General features: G+C 62.5%; 17 protein-coding genes, 1 tRNA gene and 1 pseudogene. 9 read left to right on the plus strand and 10 right to left on the minus strand.

Annotated elements, in window-relative coordinates:
- Positions 1–132 precede the first annotated feature (132 nt).
- The 4 genes from ABIB00_RS30440 to mobB all read right to left on the minus strand — a co-directional run bounded on the left by ABIB00_RS30440 (position 133) and on the right by mobB (position 4,237).
- Entirely contained in the window at positions 133–1,785 is a 1,653-nt protein-coding gene (locus tag ABIB00_RS30440) for an OFA family MFS transporter (protein WP_247347353.1), read from the minus strand.
- Between the two features lie 317 nt (positions 1,786–2,102).
- On the minus strand, positions 2,103–2,366 hold the full coding sequence (locus ABIB00_RS30445; protein ID WP_354106901.1) for a sulfurtransferase TusA family protein: 264 nt from the start codon (positions 2,364–2,366) through the stop codon (positions 2,103–2,105).
- 77 nt (positions 2,367–2,443) lie between these two features.
- Positions 2,444–3,700: a molybdopterin molybdotransferase MoeA gene (locus ABIB00_RS30450; protein ID WP_354106902.1), complete on the minus strand. Its 1,257-nt coding sequence runs from the start codon at positions 3,698–3,700 to the stop codon at positions 2,444–2,446.
- 9 nt (positions 3,701–3,709) lie between these two features.
- A complete protein-coding gene (gene mobB / locus ABIB00_RS30455) occupies positions 3,710–4,237 on the minus strand; it encodes a molybdopterin-guanine dinucleotide biosynthesis protein B (RefSeq protein WP_247347475.1) in 528 nt (175 codons plus the stop codon).
- 116 nt (positions 4,238–4,353) lie between these two features.
- On the opposite strand from mobB, the gene fdhD reads away from it, so the two are divergent.
- Both fdhD and mobA read left to right on the plus strand, forming a co-directional pair.
- Positions 4,354–5,244, plus strand: coding sequence for a formate dehydrogenase accessory sulfurtransferase FdhD (fdhD, locus tag ABIB00_RS30460; protein WP_354047446.1), 891 nt, complete (start codon positions 4,354–4,356; stop codon positions 5,242–5,244).
- Positions 5,231–5,866, plus strand: coding sequence for a molybdenum cofactor guanylyltransferase MobA (mobA, locus tag ABIB00_RS30465; RefSeq protein ID WP_247347357.1), 636 nt, complete (start codon positions 5,231–5,233; stop codon positions 5,864–5,866). Before fdhD ends, mobA begins: the two co-directional genes overlap by 14 nt.
- Before the next feature lie 7 nt (positions 5,867–5,873).
- Here the strand turns inward: mobA and ABIB00_RS30470 are convergent, their stop codons facing one another.
- Genes ABIB00_RS30470 through ABIB00_RS30480 form a run of 3 tightly spaced genes read right to left on the minus strand, consistent with a single transcriptional unit; the run spans position 5,874 to position 9,831 of the window.
- The gene (locus ABIB00_RS30470) at positions 5,874–7,823 is read right to left on the minus strand and encodes a molybdopterin biosynthesis protein (RefSeq protein WP_354106903.1); all 1,950 of its coding nucleotides are present in this window, start codon (positions 7,821–7,823) and stop codon (positions 5,874–5,876) included.
- A 13-nt stretch (positions 7,824–7,836) separates the two neighbouring features.
- Positions 7,837–8,943, minus strand: a complete 1,107-nt coding sequence (locus ABIB00_RS30475; protein ID WP_354106904.1) for a molybdopterin-binding protein — start codon at positions 8,941–8,943, stop codon at positions 7,837–7,839.
- A 54-nt stretch (positions 8,944–8,997) separates the two neighbouring features.
- Positions 8,998–9,831: an ABC transporter substrate-binding protein gene (locus ABIB00_RS30480; protein WP_354106905.1), complete on the minus strand. Its 834-nt coding sequence runs from the start codon at positions 9,829–9,831 to the stop codon at positions 8,998–9,000.
- 95 nt (positions 9,832–9,926) lie between these two features.
- Between ABIB00_RS30480 and ABIB00_RS30485 the strand changes: the two are divergent.
- A pseudogene (locus ABIB00_RS30485) lies at positions 9,927–10,469 on the plus strand (substrate-binding domain-containing protein); the annotation flags it as partial.
- Positions 10,470–10,570: 101 nt separating this feature from the next.
- Positions 10,571–11,800: an ABC transporter substrate-binding protein gene (locus ABIB00_RS30490; protein WP_354106906.1), complete on the plus strand. Its 1,230-nt coding sequence runs from the start codon at positions 10,571–10,573 to the stop codon at positions 11,798–11,800.
- A gap of 108 nt (positions 11,801–11,908) precedes the next feature.
- Here the strand turns inward: ABIB00_RS30490 and ABIB00_RS30495 are convergent, their stop codons facing one another.
- Positions 11,909–12,886 carry a TAXI family TRAP transporter solute-binding subunit gene (locus ABIB00_RS30495; protein WP_354106907.1) on the minus strand — a complete coding sequence of 326 codons (978 nt, stop codon included), beginning with the start codon at positions 12,884–12,886 and terminating at the stop codon, positions 11,909–11,911.
- 107 nt (positions 12,887–12,993) lie between these two features.
- On the opposite strand from ABIB00_RS30495, the gene ABIB00_RS30500 reads away from it, so the two are divergent.
- The 5 genes from ABIB00_RS30500 to ABIB00_RS30520 all read left to right on the plus strand — a co-directional run bounded on the left by ABIB00_RS30500 (position 12,994) and on the right by ABIB00_RS30520 (position 17,010).
- Positions 12,994–13,971, plus strand: a complete 978-nt coding sequence (locus ABIB00_RS30500; RefSeq protein WP_354106908.1) for a Bug family tripartite tricarboxylate transporter substrate binding protein — start codon at positions 12,994–12,996, stop codon at positions 13,969–13,971.
- A 350-nt stretch (positions 13,972–14,321) separates the two neighbouring features.
- Positions 14,322–14,397, plus strand: a tRNA-Ile gene (locus ABIB00_RS30505).
- Positions 14,398–14,547: 150 nt separating this feature from the next.
- Positions 14,548–15,285 carry a hypothetical protein gene (locus ABIB00_RS30510; RefSeq protein ID WP_354106909.1) on the plus strand — a complete coding sequence of 246 codons (738 nt, stop codon included), beginning with the start codon at positions 14,548–14,550 and terminating at the stop codon, positions 15,283–15,285.
- 295 nt (positions 15,286–15,580) lie between these two features.
- Complete coding sequence (locus ABIB00_RS30515) at positions 15,581–15,904, plus strand: hypothetical protein (RefSeq protein WP_354106910.1); 324 nt, start codon at positions 15,581–15,583, stop codon at positions 15,902–15,904.
- Entirely contained in the window at positions 15,901–17,010 is a 1,110-nt protein-coding gene (locus ABIB00_RS30520) for an ImmA/IrrE family metallo-endopeptidase (RefSeq protein ID WP_354106911.1), read from the plus strand. Before ABIB00_RS30515 ends, ABIB00_RS30520 begins: the two co-directional genes overlap by 4 nt.
- Here the strand turns inward: ABIB00_RS30520 and ABIB00_RS30525 are convergent.
- Both ABIB00_RS30525 and ABIB00_RS30530 read right to left on the minus strand, forming a co-directional pair.
- Positions 17,007–17,942, minus strand: coding sequence for an alpha-glutamyl/putrescinyl thymine pyrophosphorylase clade 3 protein (locus ABIB00_RS30525; RefSeq protein ID WP_354106912.1), 936 nt, complete (start codon positions 17,940–17,942; stop codon positions 17,007–17,009). The two genes, ABIB00_RS30520 and ABIB00_RS30525, sit on opposite strands and share 4 nt — an antisense overlap.
- Complete coding sequence (locus ABIB00_RS30530) at positions 17,923–18,981, minus strand: thymidylate synthase (protein WP_354106913.1); 1,059 nt, start codon at positions 18,979–18,981, stop codon at positions 17,923–17,925. Before ABIB00_RS30530 ends, ABIB00_RS30525 begins: the two co-directional genes overlap by 20 nt.
- Between the last annotated feature and the right edge of the window lie 639 nt (positions 18,982–19,620).

The following is a 19,620-nucleotide window of genomic DNA, read 5'->3' on the forward strand; positions in this document are numbered from 1 at the left end:
CCCGCCGCGTGCGGCACACTCCAGCTTCATCCCAAAACAAAAACCCCCCACACAACGCTAATTAATGTACCCCCCCCCCCCCCCCCGCCCCCCGCCCCCCCCCCCCCCCCCCCCGACGATGTGGGTTTGCGATTACAGGATCTTAACCGCGCTCTCGAGCGTCTTGTACACGCCCCACGCCAGCGGGACGCCGACGAACAGCCAGAACAGCGCAGCCTTGATATCGAGGCCGCCGGTGCCGATCCCGAACGAGCCCGTCTGAACCGTATTGGCGCCGGCGCCCGCCGCCTGCAGCTTCGCGACTTCGGCTTCGCTCATGTACCATTTCGAGTCGACCGGCTTGATCAGGTAGTTGCAGATGATGCCGGCGATCAGCATCGCACAGAGAATGTACATGGTCGTGTTGTAGAGCTGGTCACGCGGCACGCCCGCTGCGAGCTGGAACTCGCGGATGTAGTTCACGACAACGGGGCCGATGATGCCCGCGGTGGACCACGCCGTCAGCAGCCGGCCGTGGATCGCGCCGACGAACTGAGTGCCGAACATATCGGCCAGATAGGCCGGCACCGTGGAGAAGCCGCCGCCATACATCGACAGGATGATGCCGAAGCCGAGCACGAAGAGCATCTTCGAGCCCATCGCCGCAAACGTCGGCGCTAGTGCGTAGAGCACGATGCCGAGGATAAAGAACGTGTAATACGTATTCTTGCGGCCGATATAGTCAGACAACGACGCCCAGACGAAGCGGCCGCCGATGTTGAACAGCGACAGCAGGCCCGCGAAGCCCGCCGCGATGCCGGCGATGACAGTCTTCTGCTCGACCGAGAGCTGACCAAAGGCGAGCTCCGGATGGCCGATCAGCTTGCCGGCGAAGATCTCCTGCAGCATCGGAGAGGCCATGCCGATCACGCCGATGCCGGCCGACACGTTCAGGCACAGCACCCACCAGATCAGCCAGAACTGCGGCGTCTTGTGCGCGTTGTCGAGATGGACGTGATGCTCGGAGATCATTGTCTTCTTCTCGCTCGGCGGCGTCCAGCCGTCAGGCTTCCAGCCGGCCGGCGTCACGCGGTAGGCGAAAGCGCCGATTGTCATGAAGACGAAATAGACGATGCCCATCACGAGGAAGGACTTCCACACGCCGACATCGGTCGGTGTCTTGAAGTAGTTGATCAGGATGTTGGCAAACGGTGCGCCGATCATGGCGCCGCCGCCGAAACCCATGATCGCCATGCCGGTCGCCATGCCGCGGCGATCGGGAAACCATTTGATCAGCGTGGACACAGGCGAGATGTAGCCGAGGCCAAGGCCGATGCCGCCGATCACGCCGGACCCCAGCCACATCAGCCAGAGCTGGTGGGTGTAGATTCCGATCGCACCGAGGAACAGGCCGCCGCACCAGCAGATCGCCGCGACGAAACCGGCCTTGCGCGGACCAGCCCGTTCGAGCCAGCCGCCCCAGACGGCAGCGGCAACGCCGAGCACGACGAAGAACAGGGTGAACATCCAGCCGAGGCTCGCGACCTTCCAGTCGCAACTGGTGGTGAAGAGCTCCTGCCACAGCGACATATCCGGACAGGCTTTCGGCGCCGTGATGCCGATCGCGCGCGACAGCGGCAGCCAGAACACCGAGAAGCCGTAGGCCATGCCGATGCAGAGATGAATGCACAGCGCGGCCGGCGGCACCAGCCAGCGATTGAACCCGGCTTTGGCGATCGTGCGCTCGCGATCAAGAAAACCCGCGCCGGCGCCTGAAATCGTTCCAGCGCTCTCGATTGTCGTCATGCGTTCCTCCCCTGCGGACGCCCTTCTGAGCGGCCCGCCGCTAGATCCTGTTCCTCAGCCCATTGCGGTGCAGCCTGTCCCTGCTGCTCCGCACAATCACACGATGCGCGCCAGGATTGTCACGCACATCCAAACGTTAACCCCTCAACCCCGAGATCTATGCCCGACGCCGCGTTCAGGCTTCATGCGATGTCCCGCTGCTCCGCGTATCGCGGGCAAGACTCGACCTCCGCGTCTCGGCGGAGGAAGTCGATTGGGGCAGAAGTGATGAGCGATGTCGATAGACAAAAGGTAGGTATCAACCGAGTGACCGCTGGCTAAGTGGGCGGCGCACCATTGATTTTTTCTATCGGCCTATCGGTCTTCTCTATCAAAAACACGATGCGTGCGTCGTTGCGCTCGGTGATCTCCACCGTGCCGCCGGTCTCGCGGATCAGGTTCGGGATGTCAATCACCGACAAGGGATCCGTGCAGTACACCTCGAGCTGATCGCCCGGCTGCAAGGGTTTCAACGCCTTGCGCGTCTTCAGGGCGGGCAGCGGGCATTTCAACCCGGTGAGATCGAGCGTCGTTCTGGTCATGGGCGCAACATGGAGGGCTGACTTGATGGCGTCAACGCCAAGACAATGCCAAGACAACGCCAAGAGAACGCCAAGCCTCAGAGCAGATCGGCATAGGATAGGAAACCTACACCCTGCCCCGGCTCGACCTGGGTGATGTCTTCGCCCAGTTCAATGAGACCGTCGGTCTCGACCAGCGACGACAACAGGCCGGCGCCTTCGCGCGGGAACTTGATAGCCTCGAGTGCGCCGTCCTGTCCGCGCCGCAAGGACGCCCGAACATATTCGCGCCGCCCGATCTTTTTCTTGTAGGTGAATGCCGCGCGCACCGGGATCGGCAACAGCGGCTCGGCCAGGCTGCCCGCGAGCGCCAGCACCGTCGGCCGCACCACATGCACGAAAGTCACGAAACTCGCGACGGGATTGCCCGGCAATCCGATCAGCGGCGTGCCCTCGATGATGCCCATCGCCACCGGCCGTCCCGGCTTGATCGCCATCCGCCACAACACCAGCGAGCCGATGCTTTCGACCGCCGCCTTGACGTGATCCTCCTCCCCGGTCGAGACGCCGCCGGTGGTGAGGATCAGGTCGTGGCTGCTTGCCACCTGCTTCAAGCCATTTGCGAGCGCGTTGCGCTCGTCGCGCAATATGCCGAGATCGCTGACCTCGCAGCCGAGCCGGCGCAGCATCGCCATCAGCATGTAGCGGTTGGAGTCGAAGAGCTGCGAGGTCGCGCGCGGCTCGCCGGGCGAAGCCAGTTCGTCGCCGGTCGAAAACACCGCGACGCGGATGCGCCTGACGACGTCGAGCCTGACAAGGCCGAACGCCGCGGCGAGCGCGACATGCTGCGGCAGCAACCGCTGGCCTGCGCGCAGCGCGATGTGCCCTTCGGGAATGTCCTCGCCCGCAGGCCGGACATTGGCACCCGGCTTCAGTCCCGGCGGCAGCACAATCCGGCCGGAATCATCGATGCGGACATCTTCCTGCATGAAGACGGTTTCGGCATCCGGCGGCATCGGCGCGCCCGTAAAGATGCGCGCGGTGTGGCCGGCCTTGATCTGCGCCTGTGCAAGGCCGCCGGCCTGGATGCGGCCGTCGAGCGGGAGCGCCCGTTCCGCGCTGTCCGGAACATCTGCGTTGCGCACGGCGTAGCCATCGACGGCCGAGTTGGTGAACGGCGGCAGCGGCAGAGGCGCCGCAATGTCGCGCGCCAGCACACGCCCGTCCGCATCGACCAGCGCCACGGTTTCGAGATCGGCAATCGCGCTGACGCGCGTCGTGATCAGGCCAACGGCCTCGCCGACTGACATCATCGGTCCACCGAAGGCAAAACAATCGTCGGACAATTGCGCCATGGTGCCTCGTCAACGCATCGCAGCGCTTTTCGCGACCGCTTCCTCGACCGGCATCGCCGCGCGGAGCAGCAGCGCCGCAGCAGCCTCGATATCATCGAGATGGACGGTGGGCAGTCGCGTTTCAATGGCGACATCGGCCGCGATCCCGAAAATTCCGGGATCATCGGGAAACAGCAACGGCTTGTCGTTCGCGGCGCGATGCACCTCGATCTTGCGATGCGGCTCGCGCTTGAAGCCTTCGACCACGACGAGATCGACCGCGGACAGCTTGCTCAACAGTTCCGGCAGTCGCGGCTCCGCCGCGCCGCGCAACTCATGCATCAGGACCCAGCGATTTGACGAAGCCACCAGCACCTCGGCCGCGCCGGCCTCGCGATGGCGCCAGGAGTCCTTGCCGGGCACGTCGACATCGAACTGGTGATGTGCGTGCTTGATGACCGAGACGCGCAAGCCCTGCGCGTTGAAATGCGGGATCAGCCGCGTCAACAGCGTGGTCTTTCCCGCACCGCTCCAGCCTGCAAGGCCGATGACTTTCATAACAACGTGATCTCCGTCAGCCGTATCTGCGCTCGCAATGACGAGAAGAGACATTTTCGCTTTCCACCGCCTTGCTTATATCGGCTTGACCCCAATGTCATGCTAACCTCGCGGCCATGATGAAGATCGACAAAGCCCCGGTGCCCGTGATCGCGCCGAACCCGGACGACCCGCGCCTGACCCAGACCGTGACCGGGACCGACCAGTCCGGCGCCAGGATCGAGATCAAGGTGCCGATGGAGCGGCCGCTGACGCTCTACCTGAATTCGCAGGAAATCGTCACCATGATGACGATCGGCGACTACCCGGAATATCTGGCGCTGGGCTATTTGCTCAACCAGAACATGCTGAAATATAATGACGAGGTCACCGAGGTCGAATACGACGACGACCTCCAGGTGGTCGTGGTGCGCACCGAACACCACACCAATTTCGAAGCCAAGCTGAAGAAGCGCACGCAGACTTCGGGCTGCGCGCAGGGCACCGCCTTCGGCGACCTTCTCGAAGCGGTCGAGAGCGTTGCGCTGCCGAAGGCCGAGTTGCGCACCTCCTGGCTCTACCAGATGACCCAGACCATCAACACGATGCCCTCGCTTTATCTGGAAGCCGGTGCGATCCATGGCTGCGTGCTGTGCAGGGAGGGCGAACCGCTCTGCTACACCGAGGACGTCGGCCGTCACAACGCCGTCGACAAGATCGCGGGCTGGATGTACCGCCACGGTGTCGATGCATCCGACAAGATCCTCTACACCACGGGACGGCTCACCTCGGAGATGGTGATCAAGACGGTGCGCATGGGAATTCCGATCCTGGTGTCGCGCTCCGGCTTCACGGCCTGGGGCGTCGATCTCGCACGCCAGGTCGGGCTGACGCTGGTCGGACGCGCGCGCGGAAAACGCTTCATCGCACTCGCGGGCGAAGAGCGCATCGTCTACGACCAGAACCTCGCTTACATCGAGGAGGAATCGGCCAAGCACAAGCGCAAGGGTGAAGGTGGTGGAGACTAGCTTTCCGACGACGCAAGGCGTGCTGCTCGCCGGCGGCCTGGCGCGGCGCATGGGCGGCGGCGACAAGCCGATGCGGACCATCGGCGGGCGCACCATCCTGGAGCGGGCGATCGCACGCCTTGCGCCCCAATGCAGCGGACTGATCCTGAATGCCAACGGCGATCCCGCCCGCTTTGATTCATTCGGATTGCATGTCGTCGCCGACGATGTCCCCGGCTTTCCCGGCCCGCTCGCCGGCATCCTTGCCGCGCTCGACTGGACCGCAGCGAACCGGCCTGAGGTGGAGTGGGTGCTCAGCGCCGCCGGCGACTGTCCCTTCCTGCCGCGCGATCTGGTCGCGCGCTTGCATGAAGAGCGCCTCGCGGCGAATGCCGAGCTCGCCGTTGCGGCGTCAGGCGACCAGTCGCATCCGGTGATCGGATTGTGGCGCGTTGGCTTGCGCGACGAACTGCGTCACGCGCTGGTGGTCGAAGACCTACGCAAGATCGACCGCTGGACCGGGCGCTACCCGCTCGCGACGGTGACGTGGCCGACCGAGCCGCTCGATCCGTTCTTCAACGCCAATACGATCGAGGATATCGCGGAAGCCGAGCGGCTGGCCGCGCTGGATGCGGCGTCTTAATCCAGCTCTACGCTGGCCGGAAGCCGGCCCGCTCCAGCGCGGCGCGCGCCTCGTCCGAACCGAGTGCGGCGAGAAAGGCCTGCACCGCCGGCCGCTGCTTGCGCACTGTCACCAGCGCGAAATCATAATGCTCTTCCGCGAGCGGAATGAAACCGAGGCCGACCGCATGGGCGACCGGCGCAATGGTCATGCCCCAGTCGGCGCGGTGCTGTGCGACGGCCGCGGCCACCGCGCTGTGCGAGCGCGGCTGGTTCCAATACCCTTCCGGGCGCGCACCACCGAGCAGCCGGTCGATCAGGATGCGCGTGCCGGCGCCCTGGTTGCGATTGACCATGATGCAGACGGGATCCGAGAGCGCGGCGGCGACGGCCTGCTTCGCGTCCAGGCCTTCGAAACGCTTGTCGCCCTGGCGAAACACGATGCCCTGCATCCGGCGCCATCCCGGCACGAGCTCGAGTCCTTCGACGAGGTAAGGCGTATTGTAGGTCTCGCTCTTGTCGTCGAACAGATGGATCGGCGCCAGATCGCATTCGCCGCGCCGCGCCGCTGCAAGCCCGCCGAGACTGCCGACCGCGATCGAGCGCACGGTCAGGCCGGCGTGCGCGAGTTGCGCGGTGACGAGATCGAGGCCGGTGCAATGGCTGCCGACGATGACGAGATCGGGCACCCGCACATGCGGCGTAAACAGCGTCACCTCGGCCTCGGTCCCGGCCGGCATCTGCTCGGCGAGCGCGTCGATGCGCAAAAAACCGTCGGCCTGCGCGAACGATGTGATCGCACCGGAGCCCTTGCCGGAGGGATAAGCAATCAAGCCGTCCTTGCCTTCGACCAGCGAGACCATGACGAATTCGGTGCGGCCGAGCTCGGAAGCAATGCGCACCGGCACAGTCGCGTTCACCTTGGCATCGGAGCGTGGTGGCAGCCCGGCCATCTTGCGCAGCACCGGCACGATCATGTCGTGGAAGGTGAACATCGCCGAGGTCGGAAAACCCGGCAGGATCACCACCGGCTTGCCGTCGCAGACCGCAAGGCACAACGGCTTGCCGGGCTTGAGCGCAATACCATGCGCGACGATGCCGGGCTGGCCGAGCCGGCCGATGATGCGATGAGAGAGATCGCCCGCGCCTTTCGACGTGCCGCCGGAGAGCACCAGCATGTCGGCATCCGCAAGCGCGCTGCGCATGGCGGCTTCGAGCCTGGCTTCGTCGTCCGGAATCGCGCCGAGGAAAACCGCATCGCCGCCGTTCTCGTCGATCGCAGCGGTGACGATCGCGCCGTTGGTATCGTAGATCGCGGCGGGCGCGAGCACCTCGCCGGGCTGGACCAGCTCATCGCCGGTGGAGATCACGGCAACCCGCGGTTTGCGCGCGACGGTCACGTCTGCAATGCCGCAGGCCGCCAGCATGCCGATCTCGCGCGAGCCGATGATCGTGCCGGCGCGCAGCAGCGCCTCGCCGCGCGCGATGTCGGATCCTGCATAGGATACGAATTGCCCGGGGGACACCGCACGACGGACGTCGATCGCATCAAGGCCGGCCGGCTGGGTGTGCTCGACCATGACGACGGCATCGGCACCGCGCGGCAGCGGACCGCCGGTGGCAATCGGCGTTGCGGTTCCCGCCACCACTTGCAGCGCCGGTGCGGTACCGCAGTGGATGATCTCGCCATTCAACCCGATGCGAACCGGTGCGCCTTCGCCGGCCGCTGCAAGGTCCGCCGAGCGCACCGCAAAGCCGTCGACATTGGAACGGTCGAACGGCGGCACGTCGATCGGCGCGGTGATGTCTTCGGCGAGTGCCGCACCGAGCGCATCGGCAAGCTTGCGGCTTTCGCTTGGGATCGCGCGCGGGAACAGCGCGGCCTCAAAGCGTGCCAGCGCCTCCTCGCGGGACAGGATTTTGAGAAACTGCTCCTGTTCGAGGGTGCTGCGGACTTGCGATTGCGGGATCATTGTCATGCCAAAGCCCATATCATTCCCGCATCAGATAGGCATCGACCGGCGCGCCCGCTGCAAATCCCTCGTGGCTGGCGGGAACAAGCAGCCATGCATCGGCACGGGCAATTGCCTGGAGCGGCCATTCGCCTACCGCAAGCGGCACCCACGCATGATGTTCCTCGACCAGCAGGCCAATTTCGGCGATGCCGACGCTGGATGCGATTTTTCGCGCGAGCGGCAAGGTTATCCGTCGGCGCGGCAGCCGCGCCGACAGCCGGTCTACGAGCGGCAGCACGAGCGCGAGCCAGACCGCAAGCGCCTGATCGGCCGAGCCGGGCAAGGCGATGACGGGAACCTGTCCGAGCCGCCCGGCCGCCGCGGTGCGTCCGGGCTGGAGCGCAAGACCATGCGCGATCACATCACCACGCCGGGCCAGCGCCGTGACAGCTGCATCCTTGCGACCGACGCCGCTGCCGCCGACCGTCAGCAGGAGATCGTAGGTGGGAGCGTCGAACGCCTCCGCGATCGATGCCGCATCTCGCGCACTGGCCTCGTGAGTTTGCACATCCAGCCCTGCGGCGCGTGCGATGTCCGCAATCAGATGCATGGTCCCCGTTGCGCCTGGTACATTGACAATGCGCAGCCGCGGGCGGCGCACGCTCAGTCGGTCCAGTCCGGCGGCGCGCGCGAGCAGCAGAGCGGCAGGACCGACCGGATACCCCTCTGCCGCGGCAGGCGTGCCTCCGTCGATGTCACCTCCGGCGCGCCTGATGCCCTGCCCCGGCACGCCCTCCGCCAGCACCTGGGCGAGCGGACCGCACAGTTCGACTGCGTCGGCATCGAGCACACAGTCGCATCCCGCCGGCATCGCGTCCCCCGCATCGACCCAGGGCGGCGCCGTTGCGAGAGGCAGCGGTGAATAGGAGGACGCGCCGACCAGATCATTGGCGCATAATGCCCAGCCGTCCGCGGCAGCGACGTCGCGAGGCGGATGGGCCGCAAGCAGCGGCGTGCCCGCCGCGATACAGCCGGCCGCTTCAGTCAGTGGCAACTGCACCGGCGCGAGCGGATCAAGCCCCTTCAGCAACGCAGCGAGCGCGGTGTCGAGCGGCGTCAGCGATGGCGGCAGGCGCTGGGTCATGCGCCATGATGGACCATGCATCGCCAGGTTTGGCAACCGTTGGCGATACGAACGTCAGCCGCCTGACTTGTCCGCATTGGGGAAGAACAGCTGTTGTCCGTCGACCTTGTATCCGGCGATCGCCGCCTGCCCCTCCGGCGAGGTCAGCCAGTCGATGAAGTCTTGCCCGAGCTCCTTATTCACGTTCGGAAACTTCGCGGGGTTCACCAGCATCGCGCCGTATTGGTTGAGCAGCCGCTTGTCGCCTTCGACGAGGACGTCGAGATCGCCGCGCTCCCGAAATGCGATCCAGCTGCCGCGGTCGGACAGTACATAGGCGTTCGCCGTGCGCGCTGCGTCGAGGGCGGAGGTCATGCCCTGCTTGACCTCGCGATACCAAGCGCCCTTGACGCTCGCGATGTCGATACCGGCGACGATCCAGAGCGCGAGCTCTGCGGCATGCGTGCCCGAGCGATCGCCGCGCGTCACGAACGGCGCACCCTTGGCCTCGATCGCTTTCAGCGCGGTTGCGATGTCCTTGCCTTTCACGCCGGCGGGATCGCTCTTCGGCCCGATCAGCACATAGTCGTTGTACATCACGTCAAAGCGCTTCACGGCAAAACCGTCCGCAACGAATTTCTCCTCCTGCGGCCGTGCGTGCATCAGCACGACGTCGACTTCGCCCCTCCGCGCCCCGTCGAGCACCTCGTCGGCGCGCCGCGCGATCACCGTCACGTCGATGCCGGTCTTTTCGCGGAAGATCGGCAGCAGATAATCGAGCAGGCCGGACTCCTGCGTCGCCGTGGTCGTGGCCAGCACGATCGCGCGGTCCTCCGCGGATGAGGCCGCAACGCCCGCGGCGAGGCCGCAGAGAAGCGCGAGTGCAACGGACAGGCGGCGGACGGCCATGATCGGGTTCCAATTGGCTATGACGCGAGCATGATGATGATGGATTGCGCCGCACTCGTGACGCGTTTGCTCGTTCCGGCGCCCAATCGCTGCGCGCACGCTGGCTGGAGCGCCTGCAGCGCGACGAGGTGACGGCCGTGGCGGTGCACTTCCACAGCCTCGATGCCGACGGCAAATCTTGCCGCTGCAGCGAGTGCGACGGTGCTGCGTGACGCTCCGGACCTGCATGATGCATTGCTGGTCGCGTTCGTGCGCCGCGAGCAGGGTCTCGTGTTGCCGCCGGGCAATCCGAAACGGCTGCGCGGCCTCTCCGACGTGCTCGCGCTCGGTGCCAGAATGGCGATGCGGCAACAGGGCACAGGCGCGCAGATGCTGCTCGACGTGCTGCTGACGCGCGCCGGCGCCTCGACGCGCGATTTGCGCCGGATCGCGACGCGTGCGGCGGCGCGCTCGGCCGACCTCGATTTCGTGCCGCTGGTCTGGGAGAATTTTGACCTCGCGATGCGGCAGCGCAGCTATTTCCGCCCCACCATGCAGGCCTTGATCCGGTTCCTCAGCGAAAAAGGTTGCGGCAGCCCGCCGAGGAGCTGACCGGCTACGATCCCTCGCCGGCCGGACAAATCCGCTTCGCGGCCTGACATTGACGCCCGCCCCCAAATAGTTGCAAAAGAAACCAATTCAGCCGGGCCATACCCGGGAAGCAACACCGGCCAACGCGCCGGATCAGGGGAGGACACGCGTGAAGCCAACGAGATTTGGACTGCCGGTCGCTGCCGGCTTTGCAGCGACGTTCCTGGCGGCAACGCTGCTGCCGGGCGCCGCAATGGCGCAGGTTTCCGACGACATCGTCAAGATCGGCGTGCTCACCGACATGAACGGCCCGGCCTCGGCACCGACCGGCCAGGGTTCGGTGACGGCGGCGCAGATGGCGATCGACGATTTCGGCGGCACCGTGCTCGGCAAGCCGATCAGCATCGTCGTCGGCGACCACCAGCTCAAGGCCGACATCGGCGGCGCCATCGCGCGGCGTTGGTACGACGTTGACCAGGTCGATCTGATCGTCGACGTGCCGGTCTCCGCGGTCGGGCTCGCGGTGCAGAACATGGCCAACGAGAAGAAGCGGCTGTTCATCACCCACTCCACCGGCACCGCCGATTTCCACGGCAAGTTCTGCTCGCCCTACGCGATCCAGTGGGTGTTCGACACCCGCGCGCTCGCGGTCGGCACCGCGGACGCCGTGGTCAAGCGCGGCGGTGACAGCTGGTTCTTCATCACCGACGACTACGCCTTCGGCCATTCGCTGGAGCGCGACGCCTCGGCGGTCGTGACCGCCAACGGCGGCAAGGTGCTGGGCTCGGTGAAGCCGCCGCTGGCAACGCCCGACCTCTCCTCGTTCGTGCTGCAGGCGCAGGCCTCCAAGGCCAAGATCATCGGCATCGCCGCCGGTCCGCCCAACAACATGAACGAGATCAAGACCGGATCGGAGTTCGGCGTGTTCAAGGGCGGCCAGCAGATGGCGGCGCTGCTGGCGCTGATCACCGACATCCATGGCCTCGGCTTGCAGGCTGCCCAAGGGCTGTTGCTGACGACGTCGTTCTATTGGGACATGGACGACAAGACCCGCGAATGGTCGAAGCGCTACTTCGCCAAGATGAACAAGATGCCGTCGATGTGGCAGGCCGGCGTCTATTCGAGCGTGATGCACTATCTCAACGCCATCAAGGAAACCGGCACCGACGATCCGCTCAAGGTCGCGGCGAAGATGCGGGAAAAGCCGATCGAGGATTTCTTCGCCCGCAACGGCAAACTGCGCGAGGACAATCTGATGGTGCACGACCTCTGGCTGGTGCAGGTGAAGACGCCGGAGGAGAGCAAATATCCGTGGGACTATTACAAGATCCTCGCGACGATCTCCGGCGACAAGGCGTTCGGTCCGCCGGACCCGGCGTGTGCGATGGTGAAGAAGTGACCGCGTAGCGGTCATCCCGGGATGGTCCGAAGGACCAGACCCGGGATCTCGAGATTCCGGGTTCGATGCTCTGCATCGCCCCGGAATGACGGTCGCTTGTTGCGCCCGTCACTTCACCACTCCGATCTCGCGAAAATACTTCATCACGCCCGGATGGATCAGCTCCGGCTTCGGCGCGGCCGCGACCGTGTTCGCGGCCGTGGTCTCGCAGGCTTGCGCGAGCTGCTTGCAGAAATTTGCCTCGACGCCGTGCAGCGTCTTCGCCAGCCGGTAGGCGACATCGTCCGGCAGGTCTTCGCGCGTCAGGACAAAACTCCAGGATCCGAGCGAGGCGATCGGCTCGGATTGTTTTGGATAGCTGCCCGCCGGCACGGTCAGCGGCTTCAGGAACGCATGTTTGGCGCGGATGCGCGCGATCTCTTCGGCACTGGGCGCGATGAAGCGCGCGCCTGACGCGCTCGAGGCCACGGCCGCAAAGCCGGGCCAGCCGATGCCGGCGCCCCAGAGTGCGGCGACACGTCCATCCTCGACCATCGCGGGACCGTCGCCGGCGCGGTCGAGATAAACAGCCTTGAAATCCTCGTCCTGCTTCAGGCCGAGCCCATCCAGCACGTAGCGCGCCAGGATCGGCAGGCCCGAGCCTTTTGCGCCGAATGCGACGGGCTGACCGACAAGATCGCGAATCGTCTTGTACGGACTGTCCGCGCGCACCACGAACAAGCCGGGGTTGGAATAGATCGCAGTGAGAATCTTCAGCCGGACCGGCCCGCGGCCGATGCCGGCAAAGGCTTCATAGGCCGGCTCGCCCGCGACCAAAGCGAGATCGAGCTCGCCTTTCTCCAAGAGCGGAATGTTCTCGTTGCTGCCCTTGGTGTTGCGCGGGACGATAATGGCTTGCGGATCGGCCGCATTCATCGCTTGCGCGAAAGCGTTGCCATAGAGGGGAAAGCCGCCGCCGGGCGTCGCGGTGCCCAGGCTAATCGTAGAGCTGATTGTCGTGGTCGAAATGGGCTTGCCTCCGGTTTGAGCAGCGGCGGGGCTTGAAAGCAGCGCCGCGCCGAGAACAATGGTGATTGCGAATCTCATGGTCGGTCCCGGCGGGCCCGCGTCAACATCGACTTGCGACGATGTAGGCAGCGCCCCGATTTTGTGAAAGCATGCAGCCCAACGACAATAGAACAATGGGAGACTTCATGTTGCGAATTTTGCGTAGCAGTATTTTCGGGCTGGTTTTCATTTCAACGCTTTTTAGCGCCGCACCTCCCGCCTCCGCAGCCGGATATCCCGATCGTCCCGTGCACTGGATCATCGGCTTCTCCGCCGGCGGCCCGGTCGATATCGTCGCGCGGATCATGGCGCAATGGCTGTCGGACCGTCTCGGCCAGCAGTTCATCGTCGAGAACCGCACCGGCTCGGGCGGCAACATCGCCGCCGCGGCCGCGATCAGCTCGCCGGCGGACGGCTATACGCTGCTGTTCGTCGCGCCCAACAACGCGATCTCGACCTCGCTGTACAAGAAGCTGCCGTTCGACTTCCTGCGCGACACCGTGCCGGTCGCGAGCATCATGCAGCTCACCAACATGCTGGTCGTCTCCAACGCGTTCCCCGCGAAGACGGTTCAGGAGTTCATCGACTACTGCAAGGCCAATCCCGGAAAAATCTCCTTCGCCTCCTCCGGCAACGGCACCTCGGTGCACATGTCGGCCGAGTTGTTCAAGGTGATGACCAAATGCGACATGGTGCACGTGCCCTATCGCGGCTCGGCGATCGCCTTCCCCGACATCATCTCCAACAAGGTGCAGCTGATCTTCGACAACCTTCCGTCGGCGCTGGAGCAGGCCAAGGGCGGCAATGTCCGCGCACTCGGCGTGACCTCGCCGCAGCGCTGGCCGAGCGTGCCCGATGTGCCCGCGATCGCCGAAACCGTGCCGGGCTTCGAAGCGGTCGGCTTCTACGGCATCTCCGCGCCGAAGGGCACGCCGCCGGACGTGATCGATATCCTCAACAAGGCCGTCGGCGAAGCGCTGAAGGACCCGAAGCTGATCGCCCGTCTCGCCGAGACCGGCGGCATCCCCAAGCCGATGACGCCGGCCGAGTTCGGCAAGTTGGTCACCGACGAGACCGAGAAGTGGCGCAAGGTGGTGGAGTTCGCCGGGGTTTCGGTGGATTAGCGCCGTCCCGCGGACAAGGGGCTGTAGCCCGCCGGCAAAGACGTCAGGGGGAGCCGCGGGCCCCCCTCAAAGCAAAACCCGCGAAAACAACCCCATGCACAGTAGAAAGATCAAGTGATCACAAGGGGTTACGGCAGCGAAAAAATCGAGCCCTAGGCATGGCAATTTGACTTGTCGGGCAAAACAGGAGCATAAGGGCATCGTCGCAAGTTTCGGGTATTCAAAAATTTACCAGCGATGCTGCGCCGACGCTTCCATCCGCCAGAGCCAGCATTGCACCCCCGGCTCCATCCCTGTAAACGAACCGCGCACCGTTGCCGGCCACGCTTTCTCGCGGCCGTCTCGCGGCGGGGCCTGTAGCTCAATGGTTAGAGCCGGCCGCTCATAACGGTCTGGTTGCAGGTTCGAGTCCTGCCGGGCCCACCAGCCTTCGCTCGCTTCGCGAGCTTCGGCTCGGCAAGCCGGTGTGCCCTCTTAGACTTTTTGACCGAGGACCGCGGGTCTGCGCGCGTAAACTACCCTTGCCCTCGCGCAGCGGTTGCGCTTGCATCGACTCTTTCGGCGGGGGAATTCAGCGTGCGCATTTTAGTCTTGGTGGCGGCTTGCGCCGCGCTGACCGGTTGCATGACGGCGGGCGAAACGGTCTCGTTCAAGGCTTCTAATCCACAGCAACAAGCTCTCATGAGGGATGGCCAGCCTGCTCTCGTCTCGCGGCAAAAGAGCTCCCTGGTCCTCGTTCGGCCAGCGTCACGGCAGCTCCAAGCGAACGGCCGGCCCGTCTTCGTGGTCGGCATCAACAATCTCGGCCGCCAACCGGTCGAATTTCGAGTCGGGCAAGTTGAAGCCGTCCAGCACGCCGCGGGATCCGACTTCGAAATGAAGATCGTGACGTACGAGATGCTTGTTCAAGAGGAGAAGAACCGGCAGGTCGCGGCTGCGCTTCTGACCGGGGTCGCCGCCGGCGCCAACGCCTACGGCGCATCGCGAGCTGGATATGGCACCTATACGACCCCAGGCGGTCGCACCGGCACATTCTACAGCCCGACAGCCGCGGCGATCGCGCAAGGCAACGCGGCCGCACAAAACGACGCGATGATTTCGGGGACGATCGAAGCTGGTCAGCGCAACATGGCCGTGCTCGAGCAAGCGGTGATCAAGGACAATACGCTCCTGCCCGGCGAATGGTACGGAGGCCAACTGCACCTCGCGCCGCCCACTGATCAGAACGGCGCGCAAAAGAGCTATACTGTGGTGATCACCGTAGGATCGGATCGCCACGTGATCGATGTGGCGCAAGGAGCGCCAGGGGCGTGACAGGTCGAGCTTAATCGATATCGCGGGACTAGGATGACCGTGCACTCAATGGCGCCCTTCCGCCTTAATAGGCTACAGACGAGTTAAATGCGCTGTCACCGTAATACCCGGTCTAGCGATATAAGCTCCGATGTGGACAAACGATCGGTATTGATAGGATCCTACGGTGCTAATACTACTTCTAGCTCAAGATTTTGAATGATTCGCCTGGGCGACGGCGGGCAAAGGATAGCTTCCCGTTTGCCGCGGACGCTGCCATTGCAACAGAACTCAATAGCCGCCAGGTAAGTCTACCGTGGAACTGAGCTACCTTTCGAGCCGCATCCGCGAGGTCGCCATGGAGCACGGAATAGCTACTGAAGCGCTTGGCCCCGATCTAGCGCGAAGCCTTCGAAGTGTTATTGCAGACATGCGAGAGGCGATGTACCTAGGCGAGCTAGCTGACTTGCCGGAAATCATGATGGAGGGCGAAACCATTAAGCTGAGGTTTCATCTGGGACCAGGCACATGGCTCGTCGTTCAGCCGATCGGCGCTAATTCGATGACCAGCGACGGTTGGCGGCAATCCCACCGAATTAAGCTTCTTGATATTTGCAGGCAGGGGTTGATCTCAGCATGATGACGGATCCCAACTGGGCGTCGCCGCCAGGCGAGACTATTCGAAGACTGCTCGCGGCTCGTGAAGTGGCCCCGGAAGAGTTAGCAGATAGAATAGGTCTTCGAACCGATCAGTTCCAAGCTTTGATCTCGGGACAATCACGGATCACTTTGGTGATCGCTGAAGCGCTAGCAGAAACACTCGGTTCCTCCTCTAGATTTTGGCTTGCGCGCGACAAGAGCTACATCCGAGAACTTGCACGGCTGGGCGCTACCGGGCCTGCTGATGAAGAGTCCTGGGTAGCGACGATGCCGACCAAGAGCATGAAGCGATACGGCTGGTTGCCGCAGACTGCTCGCGGACAATCGCTGCGCTCACACTTGCTGGCGTTTTTTGATTGCGCAAGTATTCAAGATTGGGGCACTCGATACTCAACCGGCGTTGGCGAGGTCGCCTTCAGAACATCGTTAGTCTTCCCGGCAGACGGCATGGCAACTCTGGTGTGGTTGCGTGCTGGCGAAAAACAAGCCGACCTGTTGAGGCTCGGTAAATATGACCCACAAGGCTTCAAGACAATTCTACCTGCGCTGCGGAAGCTATCCGCGTTCAAGCACCCCAAGAGCTATTTCGCGCGCATCCAATCTGCCTGTAGCGCGGTCGGCGTAGCGGTCACCAGCTCACGGGCACCTGACGGCTGCCGCGCGAGCGGCGCGTCTTGGTTTAATCGAAACGGAAACCCGGTTATCCACCTTAGCTTTCGACACCTATCGGAGGATCACCTTTGGTTCACGTTCTTCCACGAAGCAGGCCATGTCGTACTACACGGACAAAGCCACATAGACGGTGAAGGCGCTAGCATCATAGCAGCCGATCAATCAGATAAAGAGACGGAGGCAAATGAGTTTGCGCAAAATGCACTGCTGCCGCTTCAGATTCGAGAGCGCTTGATGACCGCCCGACCTAGCCGCGCGGCCATTATTGCTGCAGCGAGAGAATCTCATGTGACGCCGGGCATTGTCGTTGGGCAACTAGAGAATGCTGGTGTTCTCCCACACGGCAAGATGTCGTTCCTCAAGCGCCGATACCATTGGGAAGAGGACTCGTATATTCCAACAATACGCGACTAGCCGCGAAAATATGCGTATCTGTCAGGTCGCTTTTGCCAGTTGCACAAACTGTCTTCGATCACCTGCTTTCCGACATTTAGATAATTGTCGAGGGCGTCCACTTTTGCCTGGAGAGCTTTCGAAGATACCGAGTGGGCTCTATCGTTGTGAAAGAGCAACTTCGCTCCAGCTAGCGGACCTGTAGCGCCGACAAGGTACGTACTACCAGCCTCAATCGGAGCTATATGAAGCTTGCTCAGCATCGTGAGGAAATCAAATTTACCGAGGCGCCCAAAACCAGACACAGCATCAAGCGACTTATAGAGAACGCCAAAGGCCTCACTCGGGTTTTGCCCATGCGCCTCGTGAACAGCTCTAATGAGCTGCGGAAAGCCACCTCTGGCGAATTGCCAATCGTAGAACGAGCGAAACGTTCGATCGATAATCTCTGGCGCTTTGCTTTGATATTGCCGATGGTTCGAATACCGTCCAGAACGTTTCATGTCCGACAATGCGTCTCGCTGACTCGTGAGCGTTGCAAGAAAAACACCGGGCGCTTGACCGTAGGCTTTCGCGGTCCAGATTGGCTCCGCCCCAAACGAGCCGAAAACGTTGGCCGCAAGCTTCCAGCCATCGTCCTTGTGCTTTCCAAAGTGCGTGGCAACGAACGTCAGCCAGACGGCCTCGTCTGCTTCTCCTCGCCTCATCAGGAGCGAAGCTCCCTTGAGAGGATCAAATGCGGCTTGATGCGGATCCAATCTACTAGTCGACACACCGCGATCTCTGATCGCGTGAACATAGGCAATCCGTCGTAGGCTCGAAACAATCTGCCTAATAAGCGTGTCTCGCCAAACGGGGCTCTTCAAGCCGGGAAGCTGACCATTTTCCTGTTCATACCTCGCAAGCGACGCAGCGATGTCGTCGGTATCACTCTTATGCATCCCGGCCGGCATCGACTTCCCCAAACAAATCGCCGTCTTGCCTCCTGGAGCCAGACTTCTTTGCGATTCGATCTAAAATATATAGCTGATACGTGGGACAGACGATATCGGCTAGCAGCTCCTCCAATTTGTTCGGCGGCTGACCGGTCTTGTCCATCGCAAAGGCTTTGATGAGCCTAATGAGATCTGCCCAATACGGATCTAGATCAGCTTCGATCTTATGATCGTGACGCGTGTTACGAATATTGCTTTCTGCCCTCAAGACTTGCCGGATCGCTGACCACGGGTTTCCCATCGGCATAGCAGGCATCGAAACGATCTCGTGTAGTCCCTCATCTAGATATTGCTGAGCCCGAAATCTTGAATCAAGCCTCTCGTTATCATCATAAAGATGCAGGCTGGCTACAGAATGAAGGTAACTCCCAAGCCCCACCCCAAGCTCACGGGCCGCGATCTCTTGAAGCATGGTAAAGGAGAAAATGTCATGCGGAAGACCGAGGAACGCATCGTTCGAACGCATGTGTGTGTGCAGTGAAACGTTGTTGTCTCGTATGACGAATTGAAGCGTACATGTGCAAGGAACGTCGTTGGTGCTGCGGGCCGCATCGTCGTTCGTGAAAATCTGTATCAGCGCATTCCTAGTTCCATTCCGTTTTCTCAAGGTCTCGATCATACGTTCCCATTGATCATTCGCGGGGCCCTCGCCGCTACCGCGTTCGACGCTGAAGATACGCGGTCCATAGGCGCCGTTTAGTGTGCAACCGTCATCAGAGAACTCGTGATAATCGCGAATGTAATACTGAATGAAGTCAAGGGAGTTACTTGCAGCAAGATACCACATCAACTCTCCAAGAGGGCTGAACACCCGGGCGCGGCCCATCGATCTACCAAGGCGCGCTCGCGGATTGGTCAGTTCGAGCAGCGCGCCGAACACCTCCGTGCTCTTGCCCTTGCGCGACGATACTTTGAAATTGCCAGTATTTCGGGATAGCAGGCGCCTGAAGACCGCTCGCATCAGGTCGTCAATACTATCTGCCTTCGCGTGAAACACGGTCTGTGAATCCTACTTAACTGCCCTCACACGAGGATGCGGGGGCGATGCGAAGACTGCACCTTCTTTCAGCTCAACCTAGTAGATACCCCCAGGATTCACTGCAACGCTTGCGACATCAGGGCCCGCGAAAAAGTGCCGCCTCTCGTGGGTACGAAGAGCCCTGACAGTTCGCGATGAAAATGCACGAAAGCAAATGAAACGCGACGATGTGCATGTTTGCGATAGAATGCAAATCTGCAAGTAATTGATTTTGGTACATTTTTTTAACCTGCGTACTGGACCGCTCATAACGGTCTGGTTGCAGGTTCGAGTCCTGCCGGGCCCACCAGAGCTTTCAAATATTTAGCTAGACGGCCCGCCGGTTGGCCTGCACTTGCGTATATGATCCCCCAAAAACACGAGATCACTTCCGCCCTGAAGCATCTACTAGTGAACATTTCTATGAAGTCTGGCGAACAGTCGGTGATCGACTGGGACGAAGATAAGCGCGAAGTGAACCTCTCCGACCCCTACTTGCGTTTTTTCCTTCGTTGGCAGATCCGGGGCCGTACCTAGTTTTTGCCCAAGCCCGACACCGCCTATCCGAACGTCGCTCTTGACGGACAGATGGTGTCTCCGGCCTCGGCCTCTGCAAAC

The sequence above is a fragment of the Bradyrhizobium sp. LB14.3 genome (assembly GCF_040547985.1).
Lineage (GTDB): Bacteria > Pseudomonadota > Alphaproteobacteria > Rhizobiales > Xanthobacteraceae > Bradyrhizobium.